We start from the raw sequence: 11952 nt of genomic DNA, 5'->3' as shown, positions 1-11952 counted from the left end.
CTCTGAAGGTGCGAGGTGACAGACGCTCCGGAGCCATTCACCATTTACGTCGAGATGTGAACTGTGGCAGGCGCTGGCGGTTTGAGCGGCTTTCTTTGCCTACTTTCTTTGCCGCTGCAAAGAAAGTAGGTGCCGCCCCGCACAGGGGCAACGCATGCAGACCAGCGCGAAAGCAAGTTTCAAATATGAACAACAGGCGAAGGCGCAACAACAGCCGCCGCCGCGCTCGGCGAATCCAAACCCGAAAGCGGCGCCACCCGCTTCCTCCGCTCCCCAGTAGGCGCACTCCCAAAAGCATCCCGATAGCTCTTGCTAAAGTGACAAGCCGACTGAAACCCGCAGGCCATCGTAATCTGCATGATCGACATATCGGTCTGCAGCAGCAGCTCACGCGCGCGCCGCAAGCGCAGCGTTAAATAGTAATGCGTAGGCGTCATGCCAAGATGCTCGTGAAAGAGCCGCTGCAACTGCCGCTGTGACATATTCGCAAGCCGCGCCAGCTCTTCACGTGAAAGCGGCTCTTCGATATTGTTCTCCATAAGCGAGATGACTTCGAAGAGCGACTTGTTCGCGGACCCGAGCCGCGCGACGAGCGGCATGCGCTGCTGGGCAGACGTATCGCGCACATGCTCGACAACGAACTGCTCGGCGATCTGCGTCACGCGAGCTGTGCCCACACGTGCCGTGATGAGATGCAGCATCATGTCGAGCGGCGCGACGCCGCCGGTGCACGTCACCCGGTCGCGGTCGATGACGAAGAGCTCCTTGAGAAAACGCGTCGAAGGAAACTCCTCCTTCAGCGCCGACATGTTCTCCCAATGGATCGCGCAAGCATACCCAGCCAGCAACCCAGACTTAGCCAGCGCATAAGTACCCGTGCAAAGGCTGCCCAGCGCAACACCCATGCGCGCGAAGCGGCGCAGCGCAGCGAGATGGCCGGGCGTGGTGGCCCGCTGCACATCGATGCCGCCGCAGACGAACACGATATCGGGTTGCCCCACGCATTCGGCCGGGCCGGTGTCGATGGAAAGCCCGTTGCTCGACGCGACCGGGCCGCCCTCCGGGCTGATGATCGACCACCTGTAAAGCGGCTGTCCGCTCAGGTAGTTAGCCATACGAAGAACTTCGATGGCGTTCGTGAACGCGATCATCGTGAAGTCGGGCAGCGGCATGAACGCGAAGTGCGCTAACGACGCTGTGCGATCCGGCAGCATGGGGGACGATTCCTTGTGATCGGTAGCCTGATGCCCAATGGAGGCCCGGTGAGGCCCGGGGGGCCGGCTACGCTACCGCAATTTTCGAATTTGGCGGGTCCAGTGTGCCATGCGGCAAAACCCTGAGTCATCTGGTCAATAAAGCCGGACGCGGGAAATAGGACGAGAGTGCGGGATTGGTGCACTGCGATGCACGATAAATAATCTGGATTGGGAAACATGGGGCACGGGCGCACCGTTAGCGGGCGCTCTAACGTAGCCACTTGTGAAAAATGGACGCGAATGGCGGAAAAGGAAAAGAACGCGTCTGAATTTCGACGTTGAGCGCCAATTCGAACGACAAGAATAGAACCGTCGGTCCCCAGCCGGTCAAGCGGGTTCAAAGCCGCTCTCAAGCCAGTCGCGACGGGGCCTCCAGCCTTGCAGGAAGTCCTTCATTCATCGTCACGGAAGCCCTATGTCGAACACTCAACCTTTCTTCTCGCAAACGCTGGCGCAGCGCGATTCGGCAATCCGCAGCAGCATCCTGAAAGAACTCGAGCGGCAGCAGTCGCAGGTCGAAATGATCGCGTCGGAAAACATCGTGTCGCGCGCCGTGCTCGAGGCCCAAGGCTCGGTGCTGACCAACAAGTACGCGGAAGGTTATCCGGGCAAGCGTTATTACGGCGGCTGCGAATTCGCCGACGAGGTGGAAGCGCTTGCCATCAGCCGCATCAAGCAACTGTTCAACGCCGGCTTCGCCAACGTGCAGCCGCATTCGGGCGCGCAGGCCAACGGCTCGGTCATGCTCGCGCTCGCCAATCCGGGCGATACGGTGCTCGGCATGTCGCTCGACGCGGGCGGCCACCTGACGCACGGCGCCAGGCCGGCGCTTTCCGGCAAGTGGTTCAACGCCGTGCAGTACGGCGTGAACCGCGAAACCATGCTGATTGACTACGACCAGGTCGAAGAACTCGCGCAGCAGCACAAACCCAGCCTCATCATCGCGGGCTTTTCCGCTTACCCGCGCGCACTCGACTTCGCGCGCTTTCGCGCCATTGCCGACTCGGTCGGCGCGAAGCTGATGGTGGATATGGCGCATATCGCGGGCATCATCGCGGCAGGACGCCATCAGAACCCCATCGAGCACGCGCACGTCGTCACCTCCACCACGCACAAGACACTGCGCGGCCCGCGTGGCGGCTTCGTGCTGACCAACGACGAGGAGATCGCGAAGAAGATCAACTCGGCCGTGTTTCCCGGCCTGCAGGGCGGCCCGCTCATGCACGTGATCGCGGGCAAGGCGGTGGCGTTCGGCGAAGCGCTCGAAGCCAGCTTCAAGACCTATATCGACAGCGTGCTCGCCAATGCGAAGGCGCTGGGCGAGGTGCTGAAGGCTGGCGGTGTCGACCTCGTCACGGGCGGCACCGACAACCATCTGCTGCTAGTCGATCTGCGGCCCAAGGGCCTCAAGGGCAATCAGGTCGAGCAGGCGCTGGAGCGCGCCGGCATCACCTGCAACAAGAACGGCATTCCGTTCGACGCCGAAAAGCCCACGGTGACTTCGGGCATTCGCCTCGGTACGCCCGCGGGTACGACGCGCGGTTTCGGCGTGGACGAATTCCGCGAGATCGGGCGACTGATTCTCGAAGTGTTCGACGCACTGCGCACGCATCCCGAAGGCGACGCCGCCACGGAGCAGCGCGTGCGCCGCGAGATCTTCGCGCTGTGCGAACGCTTCCCGATCTATACGCAAGCCTGATTCTTCACACCACCGCCTTTCAATTCCATTCGCGAGTTTCGGAGCGGCTAATGAGCACTCTGCACGACAACAGCATCATCATCGACGGCCTGAACATTTCGAAGTTCGAACGCTCGGTGTTCGAAGACATGCGCAAGGGCGGCGTCACCGCCGTCAACTGCACGGTTTCCGTCTGGGAGGACTTCCAGAGGACCGTGGACAACATCGCGCAGATGAAGCAGCAGATTCGCGAGTACAGCGAGATCCTCACGCTCGTGCGCACGACCGACGACATTCTGCATGCGAAGAAAGAGAACAAGACCGGCATCATCTTCGGCTTCCAGAACTCGTATGCGTTCGAGGACAACCTCGGCTATATCGAGGTGTTCAAGGAACTCGGCGTGAACGTCGTGCAACTTTGCTACAACACGCAGAACCTGGTCGGCACGGGCTGCTATGAGCCGGACGGCGGCCTCTCCGGCTACGGGCGCGAAGTGATCCAGGAAATGAACCGCGTGGGGATTCTCGTCGATCTTTCGCACGTGGGCGGCAAGACGTCGTCGGATGCGATCGCGTGCTCGAAGAAGCCGGTGACGTATTCGCACTGCTGTCCGTCGGGTCTCAAGGAGCACCCGCGCAACAAGACCGACGAGCAGTTGAAGGAGATTGCCGACGCGAACGGCTTCGTGGGCGTGACGATGTTCGCACCGTTCCTCAAAAAAGGCCCGGATTCGACCGTCGAGGATTATCTCGAAGCGATCGAATACGTGGTCGATCTGATCGGCGAGGACCGCGTGGGCATCGGCACGGATTTCACGCAAGGCTACAGCACCGAATTCTTCGACTGGATCACGCACGACAAGGGCCGTTATCGCCGCCTCACGAATTTCGGCAAGGTCGTGAACCCGGAAGGCATCCGCACGATCGGCGAATTTCCGAATCTCACGGCGGCCATGCAAAAAGCCGGCTGGAGCGAGACGCGCATCAAGAAGGTCATGGGCGAGAACTGGATGCGCGTGTTCGGCGAAGTCTGGGGCGGTTGATCGCCGGGCCTGACCGTGCAGCATGGAAAGGCCATCATTACCAATAAGAAACCCTAACTAAAAACGCTCGTTGAGTCATTGGAGCCCCACGAAATGCAACCGCAACTGCCGATCGATGTCGATCCTGCCACCGGTATCTGGACCACAGACGCGCTGCCGATGCTGTACGTGCCGCGTCACTTCTTCACCAACAACCACACAGCCGTGGAAGAGGCGCTGGGCCGTGATGCGTACGCCGAGATTCTCTACAAGGCCGGCTACAAGTCGGCGTACCACTGGTGCGCGAAGGAAGCCGAGAAGCACGGCATTGCCGGCATGGCCGTGTTCGAACATTACCTGAAGCGTCTTTCGCAGCGCGGCTGGGGCCTCTTCACGATACGCGAAGCCGACCCGGCCACCGCGCGCGCGAAGATCGAATTGCGTCATTCGTCGTTCGTGCTGGCGCAACCGGGCAAGGAAGGCAAGCTTTGCTACATGTTCGCGGGCTGGTTCGCGGGCGCGATGGACTGGGTGAACGACACCACGGAAGGCGGAAAGAGCGCGCCGCGTTCGCAATCGAAAGAAGTGCAGTGCGCCGCCGAAGGCCACGCGCACTGCGTCTTCGAAGTCTCGCCGATCGCCGCCTGAACGGCCGCGCGCCCCCCGCAATACAGGTCACACCGAAAGACACGAACGCCAGAGGTCGTCTGCGATGCGCTACCCGAATCTGTTCAAACCCTTGACGCTCAATCAGCTCACGCTGCGCAACCGCATCGTCAGCACGGCCCACGCCGAGGTCTACGCGGAGCCGGGCGGCTTGCCGGGCGACCGCTATATCCGCTATTACGAAGAAAAGGCCAAGGGGGGCGTGGGCCTGGCCGTATGCGGCGGCTCGAGCCCGGTGTCGATCGACAGCCCGCAGGGCTGGTGGAAGTCGGTGAATCTCGCCACCGACAAGATCATCGATCCGCTCGCGCGTCTGGCCGAGGCCATGCACCGCCATGGCGCGAAGATCATGATCCAGGCCACCCACATGGGCCGCCGCTCCGCCTTTCACGGCGAGCATTGGCCGCATTTGATGTCGCCTTCGGGTGTACGCGAGCCCGTGCACCGCGGCAACGCGAAGATCATCGAGGTGGAGGAGATCCGCCGCATCATCGGCGACTTCGCGGCGGCTGCCAAGCGCGTGAAGGACGCCGGCATGGACGGCATCGAAATCTCCGCCGCGCACCAGCATCTGATCGACCAGTTCTGGAGCCCCCGCACGAACTTCCGCACCGACGAATGGGGCGGCTCGCTCGAAAACCGTCTGCGTTTCGGCGTGGAAGTACTCAAGGCCGTGCGTGAAGCGGTGGGCAAGGACTTTTGCGTCGGCCTGCGCATGTGCGGCGACGAATTCCACGAAGACGGCCTCGATCACGAGCAGCTCAAGGAAATCGCACAGGCGATGTCGGAAACGGGTCTCATCGATTATCTCGGCGTGATCGGCTCAGGCGCGGATACGCACAACACGCTCGCGAACTGCATGCCGCCTATGGCGCTGCCGCCGGAGCCGTTCGTGCATCTCGCGGCGGGCATCAAGTCGGTGGTCAAGCTGCCGGTCATGCATGCGCAGAGCATTCGCGACGCGGGGCAGGCCGAGCGTCTGCTCGCGAGCGGCATGGTCGATCTCGTGGGCATGACGCGCGCGCAGATCGCCGACCCGCACATGGTCATCAAGATTCGCGACGGCCGCGAAGACGAGATCAAGCAGTGCGTGGGCGCGAACTATTGCATCGACCGCCAGTACAACGGGCTCGACGTGCTGTGCGTGCAGAACGCGGCAACGTCGCGCGAAGCGACCATGCCGCACGTGATCGAAAAATCGCGCGGCCCCAAGCGCAAGGTCGTGGTGGTCGGCGCGGGCCCGGCGGGCCTGGAGGCCGCACGCGTGGCGCGGCTGCGCGGCCATGATGTCGTGCTGTTCGAGAAGAACGACGCCGTGGGCGGCCAGATTCTGCTCGCTGCGAAAGCGCCGCAGCGCGAGCAGATGGCGGGCATCGTGCGCTGGTTCGACATGGAGACGAAGCGACTTGGAGTGGATCGTCGCCTTGGCGTGACGGCCGACGAGAAAACCATCCTCGCGGAAAAGCCCGACATCATCGTGCTCGCCACGGGCGGCTCGAGCTTCACGCAGCAGGTTCCGGCCTGGGGCGTGGAAGGGGGGCTCGCCGTGAGCGCATGGGACATCCTCAGCGGCAAGGTCGAGCCGAAGCAGAACGTGCTCGTCTACGACGGCGTGAGCACGCATGCGGGCGCAGGCGTCGCCGATTTCATCTCGAGCCGCGGCTCGAAGGTCGAGATCGTGACGCCCGACGTGAAGGTCGCCGACGACGTGGGCGGCACCACGTTCCCGATCTTCTATCGCCGCCTCTATGCGCAAGGCGTGATTCACACGCCGAATTACTGGCTCGACCGTGTGTACGAAGAAGACGGCAAGAAGATCGCCGTGCTGCGCAACGAGTACACGGAGGAGCAGGAAGAGCGCGCCGTCGATCAGGTGGTGATCGAAAACGGCAGCACGCCCAACGACGCCCTGTACTGGAAGCTCAAGCCCGAATCGGCCAACCGCGGGCAGGTGGACGTGCACAAGCTCTTCGCGGCCGAGGCGCAGCCGTGCCTTTCGGAAGAACTCGGCAATGGCCGCTTCCTGCTGTTCCGCGTGGGCGACTGCATCTCCCTGCACAACATTCACGGCGCGATCTACGACGCGCTGCGGCTCGCCAAGGACTTCTGAACCATGAATCCGACCTGGCTCATTACCGCGCTGCTGTGGGTGTCGATGGCGGGGCTCGCATTCGCGGTCGCGAAGCGGGCCGCTTTCTGGCGGATGGGGCGTGCCGCCGCGCCTGGCTCCGTCGGCGTCGGCAAGCTGTTCAGTATCCCGAAACGTTATTTCGTCGATCTGCACCACGTGGTGGCGCGCGACCCGTACATCGCCAGGACGCACGTCGCCACCGCGGGCGGCGCCATCGCGGCGCTCGCGCTCGTGTTCGTCAACTACGGATTCGCGATCTATTCGCCATGGCTCGACAAACTGGTTTTTCTCGCGGCCCTCGCCATGCTGATCGGCGTGGTGTTCGTGTGGCGCCGCCGTCACGCGAAGGCGGTGCCGGCACGCCTCTCGCGCGGGCCCTGGAATACGCTGCCGTGGCTGCTCGGTTCGTTCGCGCTGGGCGTGGCGCTCTTCACGGTCGTACCGGCGGGCGCCATGTCGGGCGGCTTCGCGGTGCTCTGCGCGGTGCTGATCGCCGTGGGCGCGTTCGCGATGACGTTCGGCGCGGCGCGCGGCGGCCCGATGAAGCATGCCGTGGCGGGGCTGTTGCACCTCGCGTTCCATCCACGCCAGGAGCGTTTTTCGGCCACGCGCGAGGGCTGGACCGGCAACGGCACGGCCACGCCGCCCACGGCGCTGAAGCTCCCCGACATCGAAGAGAAGCAGGAATACGGCGTAGCGAAACCCGTCGAGTTTCGCTGGAACCAGCTGCTGAGCTTCGACGCCTGCGTGCAGTGTGGCAAATGCGAGGCCGCGTGCCCCGCGTTCGCCTCGGGCCAGCCGCTCAACCCCAAGAAGCTGATTCAGGATCTCGTGGTCGGCATGGCGGGCGGCACCGATGCGGCCTATGCGGGCAGCCCCACGCCCGGCATCAAGGTCGGCCAGCATGCCGGCGCGCCGAATGCCCCGATCGTTTCAGGCCTGATCGAAGCGCAAACGCTGTGGTCCTGCACGACCTGCCGCGCCTGCGTACAGGAGTGCCCGATGCTGATCGAGCACGTGGACGCCATCGTCGATATGCGCCGCAACCAGACGCTGGTGCACGGCGAGGTACCGGGCAAAGGACCTGAGGTGCTTGCCAATCTGCGCGAAACGGGCACGGCAGGCGGCTACGACAAGGCCGCGCGCTACGACTGGTCGGTCGATCTCAACGCGCCCGTGGCGCAACCGGGCAAGCGCGTGGACGTCCTCGTGGTGGCGGGCGAGGGTGCATTCGACATGCGCTATCAGCGCACGCTGCGGGCGCTCGTGACCGTGCTCAACAAGGCGGGCGTGAACTACGCGGTGCTCGGCGCGCGGGAAACCGACACAGGCGACGTGGCACGTCGCCTCGGCGACGAAGCCACATTCCAGCAGATGGCGAAGCAAATGATGACGACGCTCGCGTCGCTCAACTTCGCGCGCATCGTCACTGCCGATCCGCACGTCATGCATAGCCTGCGCAACGAGTATCGCGCGCTTGGCGGGCGTTACGAGGTGCTGCATCACACGACCTACCTCGCGGAACTCGCCGCGACCGGGCGCATCGCGCCCAAGGCCCTGCAGGCGCTCGCGGAAAAGCGCACGACGTATCACGATCCCTGCTACCTCGGCCGCTACAACGGCGAGACCGAAGCGCCGCGCAAGCTGCTCAAGACCATTGGCATCAAGGTCGTGGAGATGGAGCGCCACGGCATGCGAGCACGCTGCTGTGGCGGTGGCGGCGGCGCGCCGCTCACCGATATCCCCGGCAAGCAGCGCATTCCCGACATCCGCATCGCCGACGCGCGCGCCGTCAATGCCGAAGTCGTCGCCGTGGGCTGCCCGCAGTGCACGGCGATGCTCGAAGGCGTCGTGGGTCCGCGCCCCGACGTGCTCGACGTGGCCGAACTCGTCGCCGCCTCGCTGGAGTGAATCGATGAATACCCTCAAACGAATCGATCCGCGCCGCCCCTTCGTCATTACGGCTGCGGGCCTCAAGCGCATCACGCTGGGCGAAGCCGGCAGCGCGGACGCGAGCGATGCGCAGTGGCTCGCGCAGCACGCGCACGCGAGCGCAGCGAAGCCACGCCGCGTGGTGAGTCATCCCGATGATGTTCTGCTCGTCGTTGCGCACGCCGAACGCGGCGCGCTCGACGATCACGCGTGCCAGGCCATTGCCGCCGCCGCGCTGCTGGCCGATGCGCATACCGAAATCGCGCTGCTCGTGTTCGGCGAGCTGAAGGACGATGCCGGGGCGCTCGGCGTGGACAAGCTGATCGAACTGCCGGGTTTCGAGCGCCGCACGTTCGCGCCGGAAAGCCGGTTGCGTGCGCTGCAGGCCTGCGCGGCGGCGCTCGCGCCGAAGCACGTGTTCCTGCCGGACAACGCCAGCGGCGACGGCGACCTCGGCCGCCGCTATGCGGCCGCCGCGGGTGCGAGCGTGGCAACTCACGTGGTCGAGATCGATGCGAAGCATGTGGGCGTGTATGAGCAGGCGAAGCGCGCGTGGGCCGCACGCTCGCTGCCGGAAGTGATCCTGCTCGCGCCGAACGCCGTCGAGGCGAAACTGCCTTTCGTCGGCGCCGGCGAACGCCTCGCGGGCGATTTCATCCGGCCGGCTACCGACCTCGCGTCGCCATACAAGGACCTCGGGCTCGAATCCATCGACGCCGCCCAGGTCGCACTCGAAGAAGCCGATTTCATCGTCTCGGCGGGCAACGGCGTGACCGACATTGCGGCGTTCGGTCTGCTCGCGGACGCGTTCGGCGCGGCGATCGGCGCGAGCCGCGTGGCGGTGGACAACGGTCACTTCACGCGTGACAAGCAAGTCGGCGCAACGGGCAAGACGGTCGAGGCGAGCGTGTATATCGCGTTCGGCATTTCGGGCGCCGTGCAGCACTTGCAGGGCATCAAGGACTGCCGCCATGTGATTGCCGTGAATCTCAACGGCAGCGCGCCGATTGCGAAGCGTGCCAATTTGACCGTGGTCGGCGACGCGCAGGGCACGATCGCCGCGCTGATCGAGGAGGTGCAAGCCGCACGCGCAAAGCGTGGCGAGGCGAGCGCCAACCGTGACGAAACGCATTCTGCAGGAGTCGCCGCATGAACGCACGCCATGATCCTCAAGGTGGAATCGAGCGCATTGCGGTACTCGTTTCGGTGGGACGCCACCCCGTGAGCGGGGCGCCGCGATACAGCCGCAACGACGCGCTCGCGCTCGACCTCGCGCGCACGCTGGCCGAGCGGCATCGCGCGCGTCTCGACGTGCTGCACGCAGGCGACGCCGCCGATCCCGCGCTCGCCGAATACCTCGCGCTGGGCGCGCACGAAGTGGAGGTGCTGGCCTGCACGCCTTCCGGCGACGCGGCACGGGTGCTCGCCGAGCGCGTGCGCGGCTACGACCTCGTGCTGACCGGCACGCGCGCCGAGGGCGCGCACGACAGCGGCATGCTGCCGTACCGTGTGGCGGCTGCGCTGGGCGTGCCGATCGTGGGCGGCGCGGTGGATATCGACGTCGACGTCACGACGCGCGCCGCCGTGGTGCGCCAGTTTCTGCCCAAAGGTCTGCGGCGCCGCGTGCAGACGGCGCTGCCCGCGCTGATCGCCGTGCATCCGCTCGCGAATGCCCAGCCCCGGTACGCCTATGCGCGGCTGCGCGCGGGCGCGGTACGGCCCGCGAGCGCAACGCGCGTCAGCACAGCCGAATCGACTGACGCTTCCGCATGGACGGTTGGCCCGATCGAGCGTAAACCCGTGCGACTGGCCGCGGCGGAAAAACGCTCGGGCCACGCGCGCATGCTTTCGGCGACCACGACCGAAAGCCGGGGCGGCAACGTCGTAATTGAAGGGAGTTCGGTCGAAAAAGCACAAGTGATCCTCGCGTATTTGCGGGAGCATCAACTCATCGATTACTGATTTTGCTGGCCTGTCGGCAACGAACTGGGATGAAAAATCCGGAGCACACATGAAAGTAACGGCAGAGATTCGCGCGCTGATCGAGCGCCGCCAGGCGGGTTACAGCCTGGAGGCGCCTTTCTACCTGAGCGAGGAGATTTTTGCGCTCGATATGGAGACGATTTTCCGGCAACACTGGATCGAGGTCGCCACGGAAGCGGAAATTCCCGAACCGGGCGACTACGTGACCGTCGATCTGGCGGGCGACTCGATCCTGATCGTGCGCGACGACGACATGGAGGTACGCGCGTTCCACAACGTCTGCCGCCACCGCGGCGCGCGGCTGTGTAACGAAGAGAAGGGGTCGGTGGGCAATATCGTGTGCCCGTATCACAGCTGGACCTACAACCTCACGGGCGCGCTGATGTTCGCGGAGCACATGGGCGAGCAGTTCGACCGCTGCAAGCACAGCCTCAAGAACGTGCATGTGGAAAATCTCGCGGGCCTGATCTTCGTGTGTCTCGCCGAAGAGCCGCCCGCCGACTTCGCGGCGATGCGCGCCGAGATGGAGCCGTATCTGCTGCCGCACGACCTGGCTAGCTGCAAGGTCGCCGCGCAGGTGGACATCATCGAGAAGGGCAACTGGAAGCTCGTGATGGAAAACAATCGCGAGTGCTATCACTGCGTGGCGAATCATCCCGAGCTGACGATTTCGCTCTACGAATACGGCTTCGGCTACGCGCGCACGGACGCCAACGCGGAAGGCATGGACGCGTTCGAGCGCACCTGCAACGAGCGCGCGAAGCAGTGGGAAGCGATGGACCTGCCGTCGGTCGAAATCGAAAAGCTGCTGGATGTCACGGGTTTTCGCACGCAGCGCCTGCCGCTCGACCGCTGCGGCGAGTCCCAAACGCTGGACGCGAAGGTCGCTTCGAAGAAGCTGCTCGGCGAATTCCGCACGGCCGATCTCGGCGGCCTCTCGTTCTGGACGCAGCCGAATTCGTGGCATCACTTCATGAGCGATCACATCGTGTCGTTTTCCGTGATTCCGCTTTCCGCCGGCGAAACGCTCGTGCGCACGCGCTGGCTCGTTCACAAGGACGCGCGCGAAGGCATCGATTACGACGTGGAGAACCTCACCGCCGTGTGGAACGCGACCAACAACCAGGACCGCACGCTCGTGGAGTACTCGCAGCGCGGCGCGACGAGCAGTGCGTATGAACCGGGTCCATATTCGCCGTACACAGAAGGGCTCGTTGAAAAGTTCTCGGCCTGGTATATCGGCCGCCTCGCCAGGCAGATTGGCGCATAACGCACACGCGTAAA

At 64.3% G+C, this 11952-nt stretch carries 9 protein-coding genes; 8 read left to right on the top strand and 1 reads right to left on the bottom strand.

The features are described from left to right. Positions 1 to 179: 179 nt before the first annotated feature. Positions 180 to 1253, bottom strand: a complete 1074-nt coding sequence (locus ACOJB8_RS29625) for a GlxA family transcriptional regulator (RefSeq protein ID WP_342946632.1) — start codon at positions 1251 to 1253, stop codon at positions 180 to 182. Between the two features lie 418 nt (positions 1254 to 1671). On the opposite strand from ACOJB8_RS29625, the gene ACOJB8_RS29620 reads away from it, so the two are divergent. The 8 genes from ACOJB8_RS29620 to ACOJB8_RS29585 all read left to right on the top strand — a co-directional run bounded on the left by ACOJB8_RS29620 (position 1672) and on the right by ACOJB8_RS29585 (position 11938). Further along, positions 1672 to 2955, top strand: a complete 1284-nt coding sequence (locus ACOJB8_RS29620; RefSeq protein ID WP_342946219.1) for a serine hydroxymethyltransferase — start codon at positions 1672 to 1674, stop codon at positions 2953 to 2955. A 50-nt stretch (positions 2956 to 3005) separates the two neighbouring features. Further along, positions 3006 to 3977: a dipeptidase gene (locus ACOJB8_RS29615; protein WP_342946218.1), complete on the top strand. Its 972-nt coding sequence runs from the start codon at positions 3006 to 3008 to the stop codon at positions 3975 to 3977. Positions 3978 to 4070: 93 nt separating this feature from the next. Next, positions 4071 to 4604, top strand: a complete 534-nt coding sequence (locus ACOJB8_RS29610; RefSeq protein ID WP_342946217.1) for a DUF5943 domain-containing protein — start codon at positions 4071 to 4073, stop codon at positions 4602 to 4604. 64 nt (positions 4605 to 4668) lie between these two features. After that, positions 4669 to 6732 carry an oxidoreductase gene (locus ACOJB8_RS29605; protein ID WP_475015779.1) on the top strand — a complete coding sequence of 688 codons (2064 nt, stop codon included), beginning with the start codon at positions 4669 to 4671 and terminating at the stop codon, positions 6730 to 6732. A gap of 3 nt (positions 6733 to 6735) precedes the next feature. After that, a complete protein-coding gene (locus ACOJB8_RS29600; protein WP_475015777.1) occupies positions 6736 to 8664 on the top strand; it encodes a (Fe-S)-binding protein in 1929 nt (642 codons plus the stop codon). A 4-nt stretch (positions 8665 to 8668) separates the two neighbouring features. Next, positions 8669 to 9838, top strand: coding sequence for an electron transfer flavoprotein subunit alpha/FixB family protein (locus tag ACOJB8_RS29595; protein WP_475015775.1), 1170 nt, complete (start codon positions 8669 to 8671; stop codon positions 9836 to 9838). Beyond that, the gene (locus tag ACOJB8_RS29590; protein ID WP_475015773.1) at positions 9835 to 10647 is read left to right on the top strand and encodes an electron transfer flavoprotein subunit beta/FixA family protein; all 813 of its coding nucleotides are present in this window, start codon (positions 9835 to 9837) and stop codon (positions 10645 to 10647) included. The genes ACOJB8_RS29595 and ACOJB8_RS29590 overlap by 4 nt, the downstream gene beginning before the upstream one ends. A gap of 49 nt (positions 10648 to 10696) precedes the next feature. After that, positions 10697 to 11938: an aromatic ring-hydroxylating oxygenase subunit alpha gene (locus ACOJB8_RS29585; RefSeq protein ID WP_368730184.1), complete on the top strand. Its 1242-nt coding sequence runs from the start codon at positions 10697 to 10699 to the stop codon at positions 11936 to 11938. The last annotated feature ends 14 nt before the right edge of the window (positions 11939 to 11952 follow it).

The sequence above is a fragment of the Paraburkholderia sp. BR10141 genome, assembly GCF_056155635.1.
Note: the sequence above shows the minus strand (reverse complement) of the source record. Positions and strands in the feature narration are given on the sequence as shown.